The organism is uncultured Pseudoflavonifractor sp. (assembly GCF_944387275.1).
Taxonomy (GTDB): domain Bacteria; phylum Bacillota; class Clostridia; order Oscillospirales; family Oscillospiraceae; genus Pseudoflavonifractor; species Pseudoflavonifractor intestinihominis.
In genome coordinates this window covers 23,151-44,732 of the sequence record NZ_CALXEG010000020.1, presented here as the reverse complement: position 1 = coordinate 44,732, position 21,582 = coordinate 23,151, and the positions used below count along the sequence as shown (strand labels likewise).

Sequence of the window (21,582 nt, the reverse complement as noted above, 5' to 3'; positions counted from 1 at the left end):
GGAGTGAGCGTTATGAAGAAGATTCCCGAGCTGTTTGGCAGCATGGTGTTCAACGAGTCCGTGATGAAAGAGCGTCTGACCAAGGACGCCTACCGTGCCCTGTGCCGCACCATCAAGGAGGGCAAGGCCCTGGACCCGGCGGTGGCCGACGTGGTGGCCTCCGCCATGAAGGACTGGGCCGTGGAGAAGGGCGCTACCCACTTCACCCATTGGTTCCAGCCCATGACCGGCGTCACCGCTGAGAAGCACGACGCCTTCCTCTCCCCCTGCGGGGACGGCACCGGCATCATGGAGTTCTCCGGCAAGGAGCTGATCAAGGGCGAGCCCGACGCCTCCTCCTTCCCCTCCGGCGGCCTGCGCGCCACCTTTGAGGCCAGAGGCTACACCGCCTGGGACCCCACCTCCTACGCCTTCATCAAGGACGACACCCTGTGCATCCCCACCGCCTTCTGCTCCTACCGGGGCGAGATCCTGGACAAGAAGACCCCCCTGCTCCGCTCCATGGACGTGCTTAGCCGTGAGGCCGTGCGGGTGCTCCGCCTGTTCGGCAAGGAGGTCCGCCGGGTCACCGCCACCGTGGGCCCTGAGCAGGAGTACTTCCTCATCGACAAGGCCGACTACGCCAAGCGCCCCGACCTGATCCTCACCGGCCGCACCCTGTTCGGCGCCCCCGCCCCCAAGGGCCAGGAGATGGAGGACCACTACTTCGGCTCCATCCGGCCCCGCGTCAAGGCCTTTATGGCCGACCTGGACGAGGAGCTGTGGAAGCTGGGCATCTACGCCAAGACCGAGCACAACGAGGTCGCCCCCAGCCAGCATGAGATGGCCCCCATCTTCACCACCGCCAACCTGGCCACCGACCAGAACCAGCTGACCATGGAGGTGATGAAGAAGGTGGCCGACCGCCACGGCTTCGTCTGCCTGCTCCATGAGAAGCCCTTTGAAGGCGTCAACGGCTCCGGCAAGCACAACAACTGGGCCCTGTCCACCGACACCGGCGAGAACCTGCTGGACCCCGGCAAGACCCCCATGGACAACGCCCAGTTCCTTCTGTTCCTGACCGCCGTCATCCGCGCCGTGGATAATTACCAGGATCTGCTGCGTATCTCCGTGGCCAGCGCGGGCAACGACCACCGCCTGGGCGGCAACGAGGCGCCTCCGGCCATCGTGTCCGTCTACGTGGGCGATGAGCTGTCCGAGGTGGTGGACGCCCTCATCCAGGGCGTGGGCCACAGCGACGCCGCCCCTGGCAGCATGGACATCGGCGTCACCGCCCTGCCCCCCATCCCCCTGGACAACTCCGACCGGAACCGCACCTCCCCCTTCGCCTTCACCGGCAACAAGTTCGAGTTCCGTATGCCCGGCTCCTCCTTCAACATCGCCTGCCCCAACGTGATGCTCAACTGCGCGGTGGCCGAGTCCCTGCAGCTCTACGCCGACGAGCTGGAAAAGGCCGAGGACTTTGACGCCGCCCTCTCTGCCCTGGTCCGCCGGGAGCTCTCCGCCCACAGCCGCATCCTCTTCAACGGCAACGGCTACGGCGTCGACTGGCCCGAGGAGGCCGCCCGCCGGGGCCTGATGAACCTGCACAACACCCCCGAGGCCCTGGAGCACTTTGACGACGAGAAGAACGTGGCCCTCTTCACCTCCCAGGGCATCTACACCCTGGAGGAGATCCACTCCCGTCAGGAGATCGCCCAGGAGGAGTATGCCAAGACCATCCTCATCGAGGCCAAGACCTCTCTGGACATCCTGCGCAAGCAGATCATCCCCGCCTGCATCTCCTACTCCGGCCAGGTGGCCGACGGCGCGGCGGTAAAGAGCTCCCTGGGCGTCTCCGCCGAGGGCGAGATCGCTCTGGTCCGCTCCATCACCAACAAGACCAGCGCCCTGATGGACCGCACCGACGCCCTGGAGGCCACCGTGGCCGCTGTGCCCGACGGTGTCAAGGAGAGCGCCCGCTACTGCGCCGAGACCGTCCTCCCCGCCATGGAGGCCGCCCGCGCCATCGCCGACCAGCTGGAGCTGATCGTGGACCGCGCCCACTGGCCCTTCCCCACCTACCGGGACCTGCTGTTCTACGTATAATCGGACCCGTCCGAACATATTCAGCCGCTTCGGCGGCCGGCTTTGCCCTCTCGGCAGCGCTGTTTTTCCGGGAATCCCCATTGGGGTTCCCGGAAAAACAGTCTGTCAGAGGGCTAATCGTCGTGTCTTGAGCCAAATCATACCGTCATCCCCATCCCTTTGAGAGAGGAAGTATATTCGTGTCCATTCATGAAGAATGCGGCGTCTTCGGCGTGCTGGACCCCGCCGGAGACTGCGCACGCACCACCTACTACGGGCTCTTCGCCCTCCAGCACCGCGGGCAGGAGGCCTGCGGCATCGCCTCCATCCAGGACCGGGAGATGTCCTTCCACAAGGACCTGGGCCTGGTGGGCGAGGTATTCACCCCGGAGATCCTGGACCGGCTGGGCGGCACCATGGCCGTGGGCCACGTGCGCTACGCCACCACCGGCGGCAGCCGCCGGGAGAACGCCCAGCCCCTCACCCTCAAGTACGTCAAGGGCACCCTGGCGGTGGCCCACAACGGCAACCTGGTCAACGCCGGCGACCTGCGCACCGCCTTTGAGTACCGGGGCGCCATCTTCCAGACCACCACCGACTCCGAGCTCATCGCCTACGCCATCGCCCAGGAGCGGCTGCGCTGCGCCTCCGCCGAGGAGGCGGTGTGCCAGGCCCTGAAGGGCCTGCGGGGCGCCTTCTCCCTCATCGTCATGTCCCCCCAGAAGCTCATCGCCGCCCGGGACCCCTGGGGCTTCCGTCCCCTGTGCATGGGCCGCCGGGGCGACGCGGTGATCTTCGCCTCCGAGACCTGCGCCCTCAGCGCGGTGGGCGCCAAGTTCGAGCGGGACCTGGACCCGGGCGAGATCGTGGTGGCCGACAAGGACGGCGTGCGCTCCATCCGGGAGAACTGCGTGGGCGCCTCCAGCCACATGTGCATCTTTGAGTACATCTACTTCGCCCGGCCCGACTCGGTGCTCTGCGGCCAGTCGGTCCATGAGGCCCGGCGAAACGCCGGCCGCCTGCTGGCCCAGGAGCACCCGGCGGAGGCCGACGTGGTCATCGGCGTGCCCGACTCCGGCTTGGACGCCGCCATGGGCTACGCCGAGGCCTCCGGCATCCCCTACGGCGTGGGTCTGGTGAAAAACCGGTACATCGGCCGCACCTTCATCACCCCCGGCCAGGAGAGCCGGGAGCAGGCGGTGCGCATCAAGCTGGGCGCCCTGGCCAGCTGCGTGGCGGGCAAGCGGGTGGTCATGATCGACGACTCCATCGTCCGGGGCACCACCTCCCGGCAGATCGTCTCCCTGCTGCGGGAGGCGGGGGCCACGGCGGTCCACATGCGCTCCTCCGCGCCCCCCTTCATCGCCCCCTGCTACTTCGGCACCGACATCCCCGACCGGAAAAACCTCATCGCCTGCCACCACTCGGTGGAGGAGATCAAGGAGATGATCGGCGCCGACAGCCTGGGCTTCCTCAGTCTGGAGGGCCTGCACAAGATCGCGCCCCAGGCCAACTGCGGCTTCTGCGACGGCTGCTTCACCGACAATTACCCCGTCTGCGTCTGAGTTCTCCAGACTCCGGCGGGTTGTGTCTGCCCTTCTGCAATGGTATAATGGCTGTGTTCCAGCCATTATACCATTTTTTATTGCGCCCGGCCGGTGTCCGGGCGCTTCCATACGGAGGTACTATGATTCGAATCCAAAACATCCCCCTGCCCATCGGCGGCGGTGAGGAGCAGCTGAAAAAGAAGGCCGCCCGCATCCTGGGTATAAAGCCCGACGCCGTCGTCCGTCTCTCTCTGGCCCGGCAGTCCATCGACGCCCGGAAAAAGAGCGACGTCCACTACGTCTGCACCGTGGACGTGACCGTGGCCGACGAGGCCGGGGTCATGGCCCGCTGCCGGGACAAAAACGTCTCCCTCCACGAGAATGTCCCCTATACCTTCCCGCCGGTGCGCCGCACCTCCGCCCTGCCGCCGGTGGTGGTGGGCATGGGCCCCGCCGGGCTCTTCGCCGCCTTCTACCTGGCCCGCAACGGCATCCCCTCCATCGTGCTGGAGCGGGGCCGCCCGGTGGAGGAGCGGACCGCCGATGTGGAGCGGTTCTGGTCCACCGGCGTGCTCGACCCGGCCTCCAACGTCCAGTTCGGTGAGGGGGGCGCGGGCACCTTCTCCGACGGCAAGCTGACCACCGGCACCCATGACAGCCGCATCTCCACCGTGCTCCGCACTCTGGTGATGGCAGGCGCCCCGGAGGACATCCTCTACCAGCACAAGCCCCACATCGGCACCGACGTGCTGCGGGACGTGGTGAAAACCATCCGCCTGGAGCTGATCCGCCTGGGGTGCGACGTCCGCTTCGGCCACAGGCTGGCCGGTCTGGGGCTGAAGGATGGCCGGGTGGCCTCCCTGACGGTGGACGGCCCCACCGGGCAATACGACCTGCCCTGCGACGCCCTGGTGCTCTCCCCCGGCCACTCCGCCCGGGACACCTTCCAGATGCTGATGGACGCCGGGGTGCCCATGGTCCCCAAGCCCTTTGCCATCGGCGTGCGCATCGAGCACAGCCAGGCGGCGGTGTCGGCGGCCCAGTTCGGCCCCGCCTGGGAGCAGCTGCCTCCCGCGGACTACAAGCTCTCCTGCCACCTGCCCGACGGCCGCAGCGCCTTCACCTTCTGCGTGTGTCCCGGCGGCTCGGTGGTGGCCGCCGCGTCGGAGCAGGGGCGGCTGGTGACCAACGGCATGAGCTGCCGGGCCCGGGACGGCGCCCTCATCAACGGCGGCTTCCTGGTGGGGGTCTCCCCCGCCGACTACGGCAGCGACCACCCTCTGGCGGGCGCCGCCTTCCAGGCCAGGTGGGAGGAGGCGGCCTTCCAGCTGGGCGGCGGGGACTTCCGGGCCCCGGCCCAGACCGTGGAGGACTTTCTGGCGGGAGTTCCCTCCAGGAAGCTGGGCAGCATCGTGCCCACCTACCGGCCCGGCGTCACCCCCGCCGACCTGGACCGCTGCCTGCCCGGCTTTGTGACCGGCACCCTCCGGGCCGCTCTGCCCCTCTTTGACCGGAAGCTCCACGGCTTTGCCGCCCCCGAGGCGGTGCTCACCGGCGTGGAGACCCGCTCGTCCTCCCCGGTGCGCATGCTCCGGGACGACACCTTCCAGTCCCCTGTCCGGGGGCTGTACCCCTGCGGCGAAGGGGCCGGGTACGCCGGCGGCATCATGAGCGCCGCCGTGGACGGCATCCGGGTGGCCGAGGCCATCGCCCAGGCCCTGTAAACAGCAAGCGCCTCCGGGCTTGGACCCGGAGGCGCTGTTTTGTCTTATTCACTCTGTGCGTCACTCACGCCGGAAAAGCTGTGGGTGTCCGCCGAGAGGGTGAACTCGGTGGACGCCTCTCCTTCCCCGTCGTCCGTCATGCCGCCCTGGGGCGGCTGGCGGTCTCCGCCGTCGGTGGGCTGGGGCGGCTGCTGGCCGTCCTCACCGGCGCCCTCAGGCGGTTCAGGCCGCTCTCCCTCCGGCATTTCGCCGTCCTGGGGCGGCTCTCCCATGCCTTCAGGGGGATTTTCCATGCCCTCCGGGGGCTCTCCCATGTTCTCAGGAGGATTCTCCATCCCCTCGGGCGGCTCCCCCATATCCTCAGGGGGCTGCCCGCCCTGGGGACCGCCGCCGCCCATCATGCCGAAGTTGTGGCCGGTGAACTGCTGCTGCACCCCGTCCACATAGACGGAGTAGGTGGCCCCGTCGGCCAGGGCGGCGTCGGTGTAGGTCAGGGAGGAGAACACCCGCTGGGCGGTGTAGTTGACCAGCTCGTTGCCTTCGCTGTCCTTGATGACCAGATTGCTGCCGGCGGCCTGTTCCCCGGCAAAGGACATCTCCATGTAGGCCTGGCCGGAGGCGGTATCCGCCGCGTCGTTCCGGCTGCCCAGGGCCAGAACGCTGCCTCCGTTGAGGTAGATCCCGCTGTCCGAGTCGATGCCGCCGTCGCCGGACTGGCCGTTGGCCACGGTCACCACCTCGCCGCCGTTGATGGTCAGGTAGCCGTTGGAGTCGATGCCGTCTCCCTCCGCGCCCGGCCGGCGTTGATGGACAGCCGCCCGCCGTTGATGGTGGTGACGGACACGCCGTCCTCATTGGTGTTGATGCCGTCGTTCTGGGCGGTGATGAAGATGCTGCCGCCGTTGATGGTCAGGTGGAGCTCGCTGTCCAGGCCCTCGTTGTCGGCGATAATGTTGAGGGTGCCCGACTCGTCCGACTCCCCGTCCACATTCATGGACATCTTGGAGTAAAAGGCGCCGTCGTACTTGTGCAGCTTTTTGTCGGTGCCCTCCTTGTAGATCCGGGCCATGTGGGAACCGGTGACCGTATTCACCGAACCGTCGGCCAGAAGCACGTTGGCGCCTGCGGCGGAGGTGTCCACCGTGGGAGAGGCGGTCTCCGTGTCCTTGCTGCCGCACTCATAGACGTTGTAGAAGATGACCGCCGGAGCCACCGTACAGGTGATGTCCACCCCGTCCAGGATCAGGGTGACCACTGCATCCGGGTCCTCCTCCGCGTCCTCCCCCAGATCCACCGCCACCTGTCCGGCGGAGAGGGTACCGGAGAGACGATAGGTGCCGGGCTGGGTGATGGTGACCACCGTGTGGGCGACCGCCTCCTCGGCGGTGTGGGCCTCCTCCTGTCCGGCGCACCCGCCGCAGGAGAGCAGCAGCGCCAATATCAGAGCCGCGGGAATCCATTTGTTCCGCATAACTGAAGTTCCTTTCTGTCTCAGGATGGGAGCAAGTATAGCAGTCAAAGCTGAAAGCAACCTGAAATTTCGGTAAATGGACTGTAAACTTTCCGGCTGCGAAATAAACGGAAAAAAGATTTTTTATCCCGCAATAATCTGACCTGCTCAGGTGTGTTAGGGGTGAAAGGAGGAGGAAGCCTATGACCGGACAATTCCAGCGGGAGTGCCCGTTCTCCTACGCCTGCGACCACTACATGGACACGGTCTACCGGGTGGCGGTCCACAACGCCCCGTCGGCGGAGGACGCGGAGGACGTGACCCAGGAGGTCTTTGAGCGGCTGCTCACCTGCCGCAAGGGCTTCGCCGATGAGGAGCACCTGAAGGCCTGGCTCATCCGCTGCACCCTGAACCGGTGCAAAAACCTGTTCCGGAACCGCCGGGAGGTGGCCCTCAGCGAGACGCTGCCCGCCCCGGAGCGGGAGGAGGGCTCCGTACTGGATGAGGTGCGCCGCCTGCCCGAGCGGTACCGGAACGCCATCTACCTGCACTATTTTGAGGGGTACACCGCCGCCGAGATCGCCCAGATCATGGGCGGCACCACCAGCACGGCCCTCTCCTGGCTGCGGCGGGGCCGGGAAGCCCTGCGGAAACGGATGATAGGAGGGTTTGACGATGAATAAGCGGGATTATATCAGAGAGGTGGAGGCGCTCCGCGCCCCCGACCACCTGCGCCGCCGGATCACCTCCCTCCCCGGCCGGCGGACCGCCCGCTCCTTCCGGTGGGGCAGGCTGCTCTCCCTGGCCGCCTGTCTGGTGCTGGCGGTGGCGCTGGCGGTGGTCCTGCCTGTGCTCCTCCGGGGGCTCCACCACGGCGGAGAGATCACCCCGCCTCCGGTGGCTACCGGCTCCAGCGACACCATACCGAACGAGGAGCTGTGTACGCTGCTGGGAGATCAGCTTCCCGATCCCGGCGGGGGCGGGGAGATGTACTACTCCGCCGCCGGCAACGGCTGCACCCTGGGCGTGCTGCTCTACACCTCCCACCTCCCAGGCGTGGGTGGGGACAATCTGATTCTGTGCGTCTTTGACAACCGGACCAGGGAGCCGGTGGACCCGGCCACCATCATCTACGGCGATAGCGGCTGTCTCTACGTCTGGGACGACCTGACCACCCTCCAGCGGTATCTGCTGTGCACCAACATGACCGTTCATGAAGACGGCCGCCAGGACTGTACTGCCGCTCTCTTCGTCTTTGACGGCAGCAAGCTGCGCGCCGTAACCGAACTGCCTGAGACTGCCCTCGGAGCGGAGAACCTTCCCCAGGGTGCGGAGACCATGTTCCAGGAGGGCACCACCTTCTGGGAGGACCACAAAGGGGTCATCAACGGCGCCGGGCTGGACCTCTATGCGCGCAACCCCGACTGGGACGCGGCATCGGGCGACGAGGACAGCCAGTGGGTCTACCTGTGCTACCTACCCCTGGGCGCGGAAGACCAGGCCCCCCTCATCGGCATCACATATCCCACCCAGACCGAGCCCACAGTGGGCTTTGAGTGGTACAATCCCCCCGTTCTGCCCCTCATTGTGGACGGGGACAGCGCGGGCCTGCGGACCTGGCGGAAGCTGACCGTGGACTTTACCGACGACCTGCTCTACGGCCAGGACTATGACAGTGGCACGCCCACGCCCCGAGTGACCGACCGGTACGTGGTGGAGAACAGCAGCGACAGAGCTCTGACCGTCACCCTCTGCTACCCCCAGGCCAACAACCTGACCGCCTACTCCACCTCCCTGCCCGCCATCACCCTGGACGGCTACCAGCAGGACAACACGCCCCTCATCGGCGGGGCCCTCTTCCCCGACACCAGCGACAGCTGGGTCGGTACCTTCACCACCTGGGTGGACTACCGGAACGCTATGGACAGCGGCGACGCCCTGGCCGGGGCCAAGGCCGACCCGGTGGGAATGCTGGCCGGCGTGCCAGTGGCGGTGTACGACATTGTGCCCAGTCAGGGCTATGAGGCCGTCCGGGACAGCCTGGACGACCCCTGGTCCGCCACTCTGGCGGTGGACTGCACCCTCTCCAACCCGGAGGCCCAGGTCTTTGTCTACGGTTTCAACGGCTATGAGCCCCTCTCCAGCGACGGTCTGAGCCGGCGTTACTCCTTCTCCTGCAATGACAGCAGCCGGGCGCTCCACCGCATCATTGTGGTGGGCGGCACGCTGGAGATGGGCCCTGTCACCTGCTACACCGACGGCTCTTGCGCCCAGACAGTGCCGGAGCTCACCGGACAGGTATCTGTCAAAGAGAATCTCTCCCTCTCCGACGCGCTTCTGGGCTGTGTGGAGGACTTCTACTACCAGCCCGAGGGCAGCGTCTACTACACCGAGGATACGGTGCAGCGGGTCCTGTGCGACCTGATCCTCCTCTATGTCTGCGGTCCCGCCCTGTCCACAGCGGTGTACGGCGACCCAGATCAGGGCGTGATGGCCGACCTCTACGCGGAAAACGCCGCCTTTATCCGGGTGGACGACCTGATCTCCACCGCCTCCGGCATGATGCGGTTCCTCTTCTGGACCTACGACGTGACCATCCCGGCAGGCGGACACGTGGTCCTGGAGGCCACCCAGCACATCTCGCCCAGCTGCACCCAAACAAGAGACGAGGACGGCTACCTGGTCTCCAGCGCCCCCTATGGCTTCGACTTCGCTCCCGCCTTTGCGGGCAGCCCGCCGCTGGAGGCCATGGAGCTGGAGGTCATCCACGGCGACAGTCTGACCGTGGCTGAGAGCAATTTCAACCTGTCCTTCGACGGCTACGGCGCCATCTCCGCGCTGGACCCCTCGGCGGAGCGGTACTTCTTCTCCGTCGCCAACACAAAATAGCTGCCTCCAGCTCCAGTCTTTTTCCGGCTGGAAAGCCTTTCGGCTTTCCAGCCGTTTTTTATTTTCCTCACAGTTATTCCCTTCTCTCTCCGCCGCAATCTGGTCAAGATGTCGAAATACGCGGATTACGTTATTTATTTTGTAGAATATTGTGACTATATTGCTGATTTCTCCGATAAAGTGGACTTCATCCAGATTTTATGATATGCTGGGCGTGAGATCACCATGTTCACTTTGCACAAATCCTCCCTGCTCACACTTTTGAATTTAAAACACAATATGGAATTTGGGGCATATGCAAAACCGCTGTGGGGAGCGGCGGCGCATACTGTGCCAAGGTGAACGGAATCCCCCAGGAAAGGAGGCCGCCGAAGGGTACACAGGAAGGAATACACTGATCAGAGAAGGAGCGTGTATATGAAAAGAATGGCAAGAAGATAGATGGCAGGCCTGCTGGCCCTGAGCCTTCTGCTGGGCATGCCGGCCCTGGCCGTGGAGACCCCTGCCGGCGCCGCTCCGGCAGCGGAGGCCCAGGTCTCTCCCCTGGCCGCTGCCGATATGGGCGACGAGAGCCGCGACATCCCGGTGGACGGCCTGCGGTACCTGCCCCGTCAGGGCAACCAGCTCAACGGTACCATCACCCAGTATGAGATCTGGGCCAGCACTGACGGCGATCAGTTTGTAAAGATCGCCTCCGGCGACTGGGCGGCAGACCACGAGTGGAAGACCGCCTCCTTTACGCCCTACTACATCCAGTACATCAAGCTGGTGGCTGTAAACGCCTGTGATGAGGGCGGCGCCAAGTTTGCCTCCGCCGCCGAGATCCGGGTCACCCAGGCCGACGTGGAGGAGCCCTACGCCCTCTCCTCCTTTACCGAGGAATCCCACGGCGGCTGGCAGGTGGGCGCGGACAGCGGCACCGGCACCATCGCATTTGCCGACAATGAGATGGAGCTGTGGGGCACGGGCGCCAACGGCAACACCGCCTACTGCGACGCCCAGTCCCCCGCCCTGGCCAACGGCTACGTCCAGGCCACCATCACCCCTGTGACCACCTCCCGCTTTGCCCTGCTCTACCGGTACACCGACAGCACCCACTACACCGGCATCAGCTATGATGACAGCAAATGGGGCTGGTGCGGCAACGGCGGCAACAAGTGGGGCGGCCTGACTGCCGACGCCTCCTATGCCGTGGAGGCCGGCACCCCCTTCACCCTGCGGCTGGTCTTCAGCGGCGCCGACGTGAGGGTGCTGGTGGACGGCATCCAGGTGGCCCACGGCACCATCGACGACCCCGCCATCAGCCAGGAGGCCGGCCACATCGGCTTCCGGGTGTGGGGCGACGGGGACGACAGCGCCCGCGGCCACATCAAGGTCAGCGCCATTGAGATGGGCGCCGTCCAGGTGGAGCCCCTGCCCGAGCCCGAGGAGCCCCCTGTGGAGCCTGTGGAGCCCGTGGACGAGACCGACGCTGACGGCAACTACCTGGTCACCTTTACCGACGCCTCCAAGCGCGGTGAGCTGGCCCTCAAGTCGGGCGACGGCACCGTCACCTTCCAGGACGGCGAGGGCGCCAACGGTTACGCCACCGTGTCCAAGGTGGACGGCATGCTGACCAAGGCGCTCTTTGTGGTGGGCCGCTCCCCCGAGGTGGAGAACGGCTTCCTCCAGGCCGACGTGACCAACCTGTCCGGCGGCCGTCTGGGCATCGCCTTCCGCCTCCAGGACAACGGCAACTATGTCAGCGTGGTCTACGACATCGGCAGCTCCTGGCAGATCACCAAGAACGGCACCCAGGTCGCCTCCTTCGACGCCGGCTCCTGGGACAAAAACGCCACCAAGAACCTGCGCGTGGACTTCGCCGGCACCAAGGTCACTGTGACCATCGACGGCAGCCGGGTCTTCTCTCAGGACATCCCCGAGCTGGCGGGCACCGGCTCCGGTAAGGTAGGCGCGGTGGTCTGGGGCTATGACTCCGGCGACAACCAGGGCAAGGCCAAGCTGGACAACATCGTGGTGGGCCAGCGGGTCGCCGTGGAACTGAGCCCTGAGGAGTACTCCCTGACCTATGCCGAGGCGGGTACCGCCGACATGATCGTCCGTCTGGGCGAGACCGCCGAGCAGAACCCGCTGACCGCCGTCAAACTGGGCGAGCAGGAGCTGGCAAAGGACACCGACTACACTGTGTCCGGCAGCACCGTCACCCTGAAGGGCTCCCTCATCACCGAGGAGATGAAGGAAGCCGGCGGCGCCGCCTTTACCTTTGTGTTCCAGGACGGCTTTGAGGCCTCCTTCCACGTGCTGGTCCAGGCCAAGCCCCAGGACAGCCAGATCAACTACGTCCGGGACTTCACCACCGACCCCACCCAGGGCGAAAACCCCATGGCCGTTCTCTCCGGCAGCGCCAACCTGCGCTATGACGCGGAGAAGCAGGCCCTCATCATCTCCAACGCCTCCAACGCCTTCCTGGTGGACCAGAGCGCCCCCCAGCTGAAGAACTGCGACGTGGAGTTCACCTTCAATCTGACCACCGATTCGGGTTCCTTCTCCGCTCTGGCCCGGTATGCCGGCACCTCCAGCTACGTGGCCATGGGCCCCACCTCCAGCTCCGGCAACATGAGCCTGCCCAACTATGACGACGGCAACCAGATGTTCGGCAACCGCACAGTGCCCTACACGGTCCGGGTCCGTTTCCTGGAGAAGAACGCCGTCGTGTGGGTGGACAACTACGAGGTCTGGTCCGGCCCCGTGGACTGCTTCAACGGCGGCAACGGCCTGCCCGGCATCATCGTGAAGGGCGCCACCATGGAGCTGCTCAGCTTCAAGGTCACCTCCGTGGATATGCCCGTGGCTGAGGAGTCCACCGGTGAGGAGAAGGTCATCTCCTCCGACAGCATGTCCGTCACCATGGACAGCAGCTTCCCCCGGGTCATCAGCTACACCCTGGACGGCAAGACCCTGAACGGCCAGGAGATCCCCTACTATGTGGTGGAGCTGAACAACAAGGAGTACAGGCCTGCGGTCACCTCCGAGTTTACCGGCAGCACCGCCACCTACCACCTGACCGTGAACGTGTCTGAGACCCAGACCGTCACCTTTGACGTGGAGTTCACTGTCACCAACAACGTCCTTCAGATGAAGCTGAAGAACATCGACGACAGCGCCTACCACCTCTACAACATCAACTTCCCGGTCCACAGCCTGGTGTCCGTGTCCAGCGCCCAGGCCGGGGCCGAGCTGCGGGCTGCCAATTACAGCACCAGCGAGGTGCGCACCGACCTGACCACCGCCCCCGCAGCCGACATGTACCAGTCGGCCTCCATCGTGGTCATCAGCAACAACGAGCTGGCGGCCAGCATCAACAACGAGACCTACAACGGCCACCGGGGCATCTCCTACCAGACCATGCGCAACGGCGACCACACCACCACCGGCCTGTGGAGCACCGGCTTCCCCTACCGTGGCCTGGACGACGAGATCATGTTCGCTGAGCCCTGGGTGAAGGTGGCCGTCACCGGCGACCGCAACCAGGACAACAAGGTGGACTACCAGGACGGCGCCATCGCCCGCCGCGACGACTGCCAGAAGGACGGCCAGACCTCCGACGCCTACGGCTACGAGGTGGTCATGGGCAGCTACAACACCATCGCCATGGACGTGGGCAGCGCCGCCCAGTACCCCTTCCTCCGCATCCTGGACAACATCAAGAAGATGTCCCTGGGTCTGGACAACTTCCCCCAGACCGTCATCATCAAGGGCTACAACGGCCAGGGACACGACTCCAACAACAACGACTTCGCCAACTACAACCAGGCGGCCGGCGGTCTGACCGACTTCAAGACCCTGCTGTCCGTGTCTGAGGACTACAACACCAACATCGGTATCCACATCAACGAGACCGAGACCTACCCCGAGAGCTCCACCTACGGCCGTCTGGCCACCTCCCTGGGCGGCTGGCCCTGGTACGATGTGGCCCGGCTCATCAACCACGAGAACGACTCCCTGGACAAGTCCGATGAGGGCATGACCGCCCGTCTGGACCAGCTGAACGAGGACACCGAGGGCATGCTGGACCTCATCTATGTGGACGTGTACCACAAGACCCGCTGGCCCATGTACACCCTGGTGAGCAAGATCAACTCCATGGGCATGGCCATGGCCACCGAGTACCCCAGCGCCGTGGACCAGCACAGCGTGTGGGCCCACCATGTGGGCGCCCATGTGACCCAGGACAGCCTGGCCGGCAACCTGATCCGGTTCGTCAATAACCAGTATCAGGACATCTTCGGCAGCAGCAATCTGTTCCGTGGCACCAACCGTGTCTCCGGCATCAACGGCTGGCAGGGCGCCTCCGACTACAACGGCTCCCTGGAGCACTTCTTCACCAGCGTCCTGCCCAACCGCTTCCTGGTGCAGTACCCCATCATGCAGTGGGAGAACACCAACGAGGTGGTGCTGGGTGAGAAGCTGAACGTGGTCACCAAGATGGAGAACGGCACCAACGTCATCACCCTGGACGGCAACGAGGTGGCCAGAGGCAACAATATCTTCATCCCCTTCACCGTGGAGGGTGTGGAGAAGATCTACCACTGGAACCCCTCCGGCGGCGAGAGCACCTGGACCCTGCCCGCCACCTTCGCCGGCCAGACCAGCGTGAAGGTGTTCAAGCTCTCCGACAAGGGCCGCACCGACATGAAGACCGTGGAGGTCATCAACGGCAATCAGGTCAAGATCAATGCCGACGCCAAGACTCCCTACGTCATCTACAAGGGCGACGCCGATGTGGATGTGACCGGCAGCCTGACCAGCTACAACTGGGGCGAGGGCGGCCTGGTGAAGGACGCCGGCTTTGACAGCTTTACCCCCGGCTATGGCTGGACGGTGGAAAACGCCCAGTTCTGGGACAACGACCACGAGAACACCTACCTGGTCATGAACGGCAGCCAGGACGGCTCCGCCACCCAGACCATCACCGGCCTGACCCCCGGCAAGACCTATCAGGCCTCCGTGTGGGCCGAGGTCAGCGGCAAGACCGCCTCCATCACCGTCAGCGACGGCGACACTCAGCTGGCCACCAACTACATGACCGAGAGCAACGTGGTCTACGGCATCCACCACACCGATAAGTACAAGCGCTACCTCCAGCGGATGTGGGTGGAGTTCACCGCCCCCGAGAGCGGCACCGTCACCTTGGCCCTCACCGGCACCAACGGCACCGGCGAGAATTCCTACGTCCACTTTGACGACGTCCGCATCGTGGAGCACACCCCCAGCGACTACGGCTCCCACTACTTCTACGAGGACTTTGAGAACGTGACCGAGGGCTACGGCCCCTTCGTGTCCACCGAGTCGGACACCAGCCACCTCTCCGAGACCAACGCGCCCTACACCTTCGACACCATTGACGGAAGATTCTCCCTGAAGACCAGAGCGGGCGACTACTTCCGCACCCTGCCCCACACCCTGCGCCTCCAGCCCAACACCAAGTACACCATCGGCCTGGAGTACATCGCCGGCAGCGCCGGACAGGTCTTCACCCTGGCTGTGAAGTCGGACAAGGCCGCCGCCGCTCAGGACACCGCCAACGCCGTGGTGGGCTCCCTCGTGTGCTCCGCCGTGGGCAACTGGGGTGAGAACGCCCCCGTCACCCTGACCTTCACCACCGGCGACTACGACGACTACTATGTGGACATCACCAAGTCGGGCAGCATCTCTGAGTACGCCATCGACAACTTCTTTGTGGACGAGATCTCCGAGGCCTCCAAGGACTCTCTCCAGGCCCTGTACACCCAGTGTGAGGCGCTGGTCCAGGCGGACTACACCCCCGAGACCTGGGCTGTCTTCGCCGAGAAGATGACCGCCGCCAAGGCTGTCCTGGATGCCGACGCGCCCACTCAGGAGCAGCTCCAGCAGGCTCAGGACGCCCTCCAGTCCGCCAAGGACGCCCTGGTGGCCTACGCCAAGGCGGAGGATCTGGACCGACTCCAGGCCGTCATCACTGAGATGGAGGCCGTCTCCTCCGACTACTACCAGCAGGATGAGCAGTGGACCGCCTTCCAGAGCAAGATCGCCGAGGCCAAGGCCCTCAAGGAGACCGAGCAGGTCACCGTTCCCCAGGTGGACGCCATGATCCAGGCCCTGCGGGACGCCAAGGCCGCCCTGAACAGCCTGGTGGACAAGAGCAAGCTCCAGGAGCTGTACACCCTCTGCGCCGCCATCCCCCAGAACGATGTGGTGGACGGCAACGAGGTGGCAGCCTTCCTGAAGGCCCGCAGCGACGCTGAGACGCTCCTGAAGGACGAGACCGCCCAGCAGGCCGCGGTGGACGCCGCTCTGAAGGCTCTGTCCGACGCTTACGGCAAGATCATCCCCAAGCGCACCACCAACGAGGGCCACATGGACGCCGCCATTGTCACCCAGCTGGCGGCCAAGCTGGCCGAGGCCAAGGCCGTGGAGCAGCCCAGCGCCGAGCTGACCGCCGCCATCGCCCTGGCGGAGGCCGCCAGCGAGCCTCTTGCCACCTGGAAGTCCGTGGTGGAGGCCATCGAGGCCCTGGATGCCGCCATGGTCCCCTCCGGCAACACCTTTGTGGTCACCTTTGATTCCCAGGGCGGCAGCGACGTGGCCGCTCAGACCGTGAAGGAGGGCGAGAAGGCCGCCGAGCCCACCGCCCCCACCCGTACCGATTACATCTTCACCGGCTGGTACACCGAGGCCGCCTGTGAAAACCGCTACGACTTCGATACCCCTGTGACCGCCCCCATCACCCTGTACGCAGGCTGGTCCTACGACGGCGACTCCCAGTCCACCATCCCCATGCCCGGCAGCCCGGTCACCAGCGACGGCACCACCACGGTCACCACCCAGCTCTGGCCCGGTGTCTCCGCCGGCACTGCCGCCGTCAGCGTCACCACCTTTACCATGAACCGGGCGGTAAACAGCGCTCTGTCCGCCGCCCAGGCCAACGGCTCTGCCCCCGTGGTGGAGTTCGTGGTCAAGGGTCAGGCCGGCACCGTGGAGATCACCCTCCCCACCGACGGTCTCAAGACCCTCAGCGCCAACGCGGACGCCTCCCTGCGGGTCGTATCCGGTCTGGGCACCATCACGCTGGACTCCGCCGCGCTGGCTGCCGCCTCCGCCGTGGAGGGCCGGTCCGTCACCCTCACCATCTCCCTTCTGTCTGAGGACGACCTGACCGACGCCCAGAAGGCGGCCGCCAACGGCATGCCCGTATACGAGATCACCCTGACCAGCGGCTCTGTCACCATCAGCGACCTGGGCGGCGGCCTGGCCTCCGTCACCCTCCCCTACGCCGCTGAGGACGGCCAGAAGCCGGAGTGCATCGTGGTCTACTACATGGCTGAGGACGGCGCTCTCACCCCCTGTGAGACCACCTACCACGCTGTGGACAAGACCGTCACCTTTGTCACCGGCCACTTCTCCAAGTATGTCATCGGCTACGATCCCGCCCTCACCTGGGTCAACCCCTTCACCGACGTGAAGGAGGGCGAGTGGTACTACCCCGACATCCGCTATGTCTGCAGCACCGGCCTGATGACCGGTACCTCCGCTACCACCTTCAGCCCCGACATGTTCACCACCCGCGGCATGATCGTCACCATCCTCTACCGGCTGGAGGGCTCCCCCGCTGTCAGCGGCGCGGCCCCCTTCGGAGACGTGCCCACCGGACAGTACTACTCCGAGGCTGTGGCCTGGGCCTCCGCCAACGGCATTGTGAAGGGCTATGACACCGGCCTCTTCGGGCCTGACGATGTCATCACCCGGGAACAGCTGGCCGTCATCCTGTACGGCTATGCCCGGTACAAGGGCCTTGACGTCACTGTCAGCGGCGACCTCTCCGGCTTTGCCGACAGCGCCTCTGTCAGCGCCTGGGCTGCCGACGGCCTCAAGTGGGCCAACGGCCAGGGCCTGATCAACGGCAAGAACGGCAACCTGCTGGACCCCGCCGGTACTGCCACCCGCGCCGAGGCGGCCGCCATCCTCAGCCGCTTCTGCCAGAACATCTGATTTTCCCATCAGCGCACAAAAGAGCGCCTGCGAACCAAGTTCGCAGGCGCTCTTCCTTTTCAGTTTGCAGGTAAGGGCAACTGCCCTTCCTCCGCCAGCGTTTCCCGGGTAATCTGCCGGTAGGGCAGCCAGACATAGTGCCCGTCCTCCAGGTCTACCGCCTCCCCCGGGTCCTCTCCCCTGTTCAGGGCCAGCACCAGGTCCAGCATGGCTCCCGCGATGCCCTGGGCGTCGTTGAGGACGGTGCCCTGCAGCGTACCGGCGGCCACCGCCTCCAGAGCCGGGGCGGTGGCGTCCACCCCCACCACCAGGGGCGGCTCCAGTCCCGCCTCCCGGATGGCGTCAATGGCCCCCAGGGCCATATCGTCGTTGTTGGAGAACACCACCTCGATCTCTTCCCCAAACTCCTCCAGCCACTGCTTCATCTTGGCCTCCGCCTGGCCCCGGTTCCAGTTGGCGGTGTCGCTGGCCAGCTTCTCCACCTCCAGCCCGGCGTCGGTGAGGGCTTTGACCGAGTATTCCGTGCGCAGCAGGGCGTCCTGATGGCCGGGCTCCCCCTCCAGCATGGCGTACTGGACCACGCCGTCTCCGTTCCGGTCCCAGCGGGCCCGGTCGGCCTGCCACGCCTCCAGCACCAGCTGGCCCTGGAGGGCGCCGCCCTCCTCCGCCCGGGCGCCCACGTAGTAGATCTGCTCCCAGCGCTGGATGTCCTCCGCCACCGGCTGGCGGTTGAAGAAGATGACGGGCACCCCCGCCTCCTCCGCCTTGTCAATGAGCACGGCGGCGGCAGTGCGGTCCACAATGTTGACGCACAGCACATCGCAGCCACGGCTGAGGAACTGGTCCACCTGGTCCATCTGGGTGGTCTGGTTGCTCCGCCCGTCGGCCACGGACAGGTTGATCTTCAGCTCTCCGTCCTCCCCCTCGGCCTCCCGGGCCAGCCGCTCCAGGTCCTGGGCCACTGTGGAGATAAAGGTGTCGTCCTGGGTGTACAGGGCCACCCCCACCCGCAGGGTGTTGTCCCTGCCGCCGCCGTCGGCCCGGCAGCCCGCCGCCAATGTGAGCAGCATAGCCGCCCCCAGGGCCAGCGCCGCCAGGCGGTCAGGACGTGACCGGGAAGAGCAGCTTCTGGTTGTCCGCCTCATAGATATCCTCCCCTCGCACAACGGTAAACGGCAATTCCTCCGCAGTGTACGCCTCGCCCCGGGCCAGGCGGATGGCCCCCTCAGCGGCCAGATAGCCCGCGGCGTAATCGCTCCAGGCGGCCACAGCGGCGGCGCTGCCCCGCTCCAGCGCGCCCACCACGTAGGTGCTGACCCCCACGCCGTACACCAGCTGGCCCAGGCCCCCGGCCTCCACGGCCCGGATGGTCTGTTCCGTGGCGTAGGGGTCAAAGGCCATGATGGCCTCCGCCTTCTGTACGCTGGAGAGCACCCTCAGCCCGGCGGCCAGCCGCCCGGGCGCAGCGGTCTGTCGGAAGACAGGCACCCCCGCCGCCGTCAGCACCGCCTCTGCCCCGTCCAGCCGGGCGGCCACGCCGGTGCTCCCGACGGCAGTGTCCAGCAGCAGCACCATGCCGCCCCTCCAGTCCTCCAGCACCGCCTCGGCCAGCTCCCGGCCCAGGGCCTCGTTGTCGGGGGCCACCACCAGCCCGGCCCCCTCCAGCGGGGACTCAATGCTCACCACCGGGCAGCTGCCCACGGTCTCGCTCAGCTGAAGCTTCAGATTTTCCGGGTCAGCCGGCACCACCACCAGGGCGCCGGCGCCGCCGTCGGCCTCCCGGCGGAGCAGTTCCGTCTGCTCGACGCTGTCCCCGGTCCGGGTCAGGGTGAGAAACCGCAGCTCCGCCCCCAGATCCCCTGCCGCCTGCTCCATGCCAAGACGGGTGTTGGACCACAGGGCGGTGTCCGCCTCCCGGAAGATGACCGACAGCTCCAGGGGCTGCACCTCCCGGCCTCTGCCCGGCAGCTGGGGCAGCACCAGGGAGAGGATCACCGCCGCACCCAGCACCACCAGGATGGACAGCTGGATCAGGTCTCTGCGTCTCTTTTTCATAGGCCGTCCTCCCTCCGGCAGGCCGCCGCCTGCTCCTCGTCCAGAGCCGGGAGCCGGAGCCGCACCCGGGTGCCCTCGTCCGGCTCGCTGAAGATGGTCAGGCCGTACCCCTCGCCGAAGGTAAGGCGGATGCGGCGGTGGACGTTGCGCACGCCGATACCCGAGCCGGTGGTGCGCATCTCCGGCCGGTTCTCGTCCAGCAGGGAGGCTGCCACCTCCGGCCGCATGCCCATGCCGTTGTCCTCCACGTCGATGACCAGGTCGTCCCCCTCCCGCCGGGCGTCCACGGTGATGAGCCCGTCGTCCTCCGCCCCCGCCATGCCGTGGTAGATGGCGTTCTCCAGGATGGGCTGGACGATCAGCTTCAGGGTGTACAGCCCCTCGGTGCCCGGATGGGCGGTGATGCGGGTGGAGAATTTTTTCTTGAACCGGATCTCCTGGATGGTCATGTAGTGGAGGGCGTGCTCCAGCTCGTCCTTGAGGGGAATGACGCTCTTGCCCCGGCTCAGAGCGATGCGGAAGAGGCGGGCCAGGGAGGTGACCATCTGGATGGCCTCGTCGTACCGGCCTGCCTCGGTCATCCAGATGACCGAATCCAGGGTATTGTAGAGAAAATGGGGGTTGATCTGGGACTGGAGTACCTCCAGCTCGCTGCGGCGCTTCTGCCGCTCCTGCTCGATGATGTCGTCCATCAGGTGGCGCATGGTGGACACCATGGAGCGGATGGAGTGGCTCAGCCGCCGCACCTCATAGCAGCCCGCCGCCTCCTCGATCTCCACGTTCTCCTTTCCCGCCTCCAGCTCCTTGATGGACTGCTCCAGCCGCCGGATGGGGTCGGCGATATAGGCGGAGATGCGGAAGTTGAGAAAGGCCAGCAGAAATGCGGAGAAGAGCAGCAGTGACAGTCCGAACAGCAGTGGCTGCTGGGACCCGGCGGCCAGGTTGTCCGCCGGTACCACGCCCACCAGCTTCCATCCGGTGTAGCCCACGGTCTTGACCGTGACCTGCCTGCGGCTGCCCTCAAAGGTCTCCCAGCGGGTGCCGTCCCGGTAGGCGGCGGCCGCCTGGTTGTTCTCCTGCTGGAGCCCGGCGTAGATCAGCTGCTGCCGGGGGTGGTAGATCAGCTCCCCGTCCCCGTCGATCAGGTAGAGATACCCGCCGTTGGACAGCTCCACATCCCGGCACACCTGCTCGATGCCCGCGAAGCTCATGTCCACCAGCAACACGCCGCTCTCGGTGACGCCGCCCCGGGTTAGCTGGACGTAACGGCTCAGGGACACCACCCACCGGTACCGGTAGTCCGGGTCGTCAAAGAGCCGCTGGACGTGGGGTGCGGAGAAGTGGAGATTCTCCATCTTGTCCACGGCCGCCTGGAACCAGCCGCTCTCCTGGGGCAGCGCGGAGCTCTTCAGCCCGGACAGAGGCGCGGCGGACACCAGCGCCCCGCCGCCGTCAAAGACGGCGATGGACACCAGGGCGTCCCGGTTCTCCTCGTAGAGCAGATTCATGCCGTCGGACAGGCTGCCGCCCGACAGGTCGGTGTATTTGATGACCCGGTAGTACATGGTGTCGGAGATGCGCATCATCCGCCGCAGGTAGCTGTCCAGGTTCAGGTTGACCTGGTGGAGCACCCGCTGGGTGTTTTTCTCCAGCAGCGCCGAGGTGGCGTTGGAGAACCGCAGCACCAGGCTCAGGCCCATAAACACCACCCCCACCACTGCCACAATGGTGAAGGAGAGGGCGATGACCATCTGGATACTCATCTTCCGGTACCGGCCCGCCAGCCGCCCCGCAACACGCCGAAATACGTGGCCCATAACGC

11 protein-coding genes are annotated in these 21,582 nt (G+C 65.8%); 6 read left to right on the top strand and 5 right to left on the bottom strand.

Features of this window, described 5'->3' with window-relative positions; all coding sequences use genetic code 11:
• The first annotated feature begins 12 nt into the window (after positions 1-12).
• The 3 genes from Q0K23_RS06705 to Q0K23_RS06695 all read left to right on the top strand — a co-directional run bounded on the left by Q0K23_RS06705 (position 13) and on the right by Q0K23_RS06695 (position 5,338).
• Complete coding sequence (locus Q0K23_RS06705) at positions 13-2,088, top strand: glutamine synthetase III (protein ID WP_294519602.1); 2,076 nt, start codon at positions 13-15, stop codon at positions 2,086-2,088.
• 179 nt (positions 2,089-2,267) lie between these two features.
• A complete protein-coding gene (purF, locus tag Q0K23_RS06700) occupies positions 2,268-3,632 on the top strand; it encodes an amidophosphoribosyltransferase (RefSeq protein WP_294519599.1) in 1,365 nt (454 codons plus the stop codon).
• Positions 3,633-3,754: 122 nt separating this feature from the next.
• A complete protein-coding gene (locus Q0K23_RS06695) occupies positions 3,755-5,338 on the top strand; it encodes an NAD(P)/FAD-dependent oxidoreductase (protein WP_294519596.1) in 1,584 nt (527 codons plus the stop codon).
• Positions 5,339-5,382: 44 nt separating this feature from the next.
• Here the strand turns inward: Q0K23_RS06695 and Q0K23_RS06690 are convergent, their stop codons facing one another.
• Together Q0K23_RS06690 and Q0K23_RS06685 are read right to left on the bottom strand one after the other, a co-directional pair.
• The gene (locus tag Q0K23_RS06690) at positions 5,383-6,072 is read right to left on the bottom strand and encodes a hypothetical protein (RefSeq protein ID WP_294519593.1); all 690 of its coding nucleotides are present in this window, start codon (positions 6,070-6,072) and stop codon (positions 5,383-5,385) included.
• Positions 6,073-6,092: 20 nt separating this feature from the next.
• Complete coding sequence (locus Q0K23_RS06685; RefSeq protein WP_294519591.1) at positions 6,093-6,809, bottom strand: carbohydrate-binding domain-containing protein; 717 nt, start codon at positions 6,807-6,809, stop codon at positions 6,093-6,095.
• A gap of 182 nt (positions 6,810-6,991) precedes the next feature.
• On the opposite strand from Q0K23_RS06685, the gene Q0K23_RS06680 reads away from it, so the two are divergent.
• The 3 genes from Q0K23_RS06680 (at position 6,992) to Q0K23_RS06670 (ending at position 17,705) form a co-directional block, all read left to right on the top strand.
• Positions 6,992-7,471 carry an RNA polymerase sigma factor gene (locus Q0K23_RS06680; RefSeq protein ID WP_294519589.1) on the top strand — a complete coding sequence of 160 codons (480 nt, stop codon included), beginning with the start codon at positions 6,992-6,994 and terminating at the stop codon, positions 7,469-7,471.
• Positions 7,464-9,677, top strand: a complete 2,214-nt coding sequence (locus Q0K23_RS06675) for a hypothetical protein (protein ID WP_294519587.1) — start codon at positions 7,464-7,466, stop codon at positions 9,675-9,677. The genes Q0K23_RS06680 and Q0K23_RS06675 overlap by 8 nt, the downstream gene beginning before the upstream one ends.
• Positions 9,678-10,118: 441 nt before the next feature.
• Positions 10,119-17,705, top strand: a complete 7,587-nt coding sequence (locus Q0K23_RS06670) for an endo-alpha-N-acetylgalactosaminidase family protein (protein ID WP_294519584.1) — start codon at positions 10,119-10,121, stop codon at positions 17,703-17,705.
• Between the two features lie 59 nt (positions 17,706-17,764).
• Here the strand turns inward: Q0K23_RS06670 and Q0K23_RS06665 are convergent, their stop codons facing one another.
• The 3 genes from Q0K23_RS06665 to Q0K23_RS06655 are packed head-to-tail and all read right to left on the bottom strand — an operon-like array spanning position 17,765 to position 21,577.
• Positions 17,765-18,775, bottom strand: a complete 1,011-nt coding sequence (locus Q0K23_RS06665) for a galactose ABC transporter substrate-binding protein (RefSeq protein WP_294519581.1) — start codon at positions 18,773-18,775, stop codon at positions 17,765-17,767.
• Positions 18,776-18,806: 31 nt separating this feature from the next.
• Positions 18,807-19,760 (bottom strand): substrate-binding domain-containing protein, encoded by a 954-nt coding sequence (locus tag Q0K23_RS06660; RefSeq protein WP_294519578.1) that lies wholly within the window; start codon positions 19,758-19,760, stop codon positions 18,807-18,809.
• A complete protein-coding gene (locus Q0K23_RS06655) occupies positions 19,757-21,577 on the bottom strand; it encodes a sensor histidine kinase (RefSeq protein WP_294519575.1) in 1,821 nt (606 codons plus the stop codon). Before Q0K23_RS06655 ends, Q0K23_RS06660 begins: the two co-directional genes overlap by 4 nt.
• Between the last annotated feature and the right edge of the window lie 5 nt (positions 21,578-21,582).

What these genes read in the sequence shown, in the direction of transcription:
- Q0K23_RS06660 (WP_294519578.1), bottom strand. Translation starts at nt 19,760, where the DNA reads ATGAAAAAGAGACGCAGAGACCTGATCCAGCTGTCCATCCTGGTGGTG.
- Q0K23_RS06670 (WP_294519584.1), top strand. Translation starts at nt 10,119, where the DNA reads ATGGCAGGCCTGCTGGCCCTGAGCCTTCTGCTGGGCATGCCGGCCCTG.
- Q0K23_RS06695 (WP_294519596.1), top strand. Translation starts at nt 3,755, where the DNA reads ATGATTCGAATCCAAAACATCCCCCTGCCCATCGGCGGCGGTGAGGAG.
- Q0K23_RS06675 (WP_294519587.1), top strand. Translation starts at nt 7,464, where the DNA reads ATGAATAAGCGGGATTATATCAGAGAGGTGGAGGCGCTCCGCGCCCCC.
- Q0K23_RS06680 (WP_294519589.1), top strand. Translation starts at nt 6,992, where the DNA reads ATGACCGGACAATTCCAGCGGGAGTGCCCGTTCTCCTACGCCTGCGAC.
- Q0K23_RS06655 (WP_294519575.1), bottom strand. Translation starts at nt 21,577, where the DNA reads ATGGGCCACGTATTTCGGCGTGTTGCGGGGCGGCTGGCGGGCCGGTAC.
- Q0K23_RS06665 (WP_294519581.1), bottom strand. Translation starts at nt 18,775, where the DNA reads ATGCTGCTCACATTGGCGGCGGGCTGCCGGGCCGACGGCGGCGGCAGG.
- Q0K23_RS06685 (WP_294519591.1), bottom strand. Translation starts at nt 6,809, where the DNA reads ATGCGGAACAAATGGATTCCCGCGGCTCTGATATTGGCGCTGCTGCTC.
- Q0K23_RS06705 (WP_294519602.1), top strand. Translation starts at nt 13, where the DNA reads ATGAAGAAGATTCCCGAGCTGTTTGGCAGCATGGTGTTCAACGAGTCC.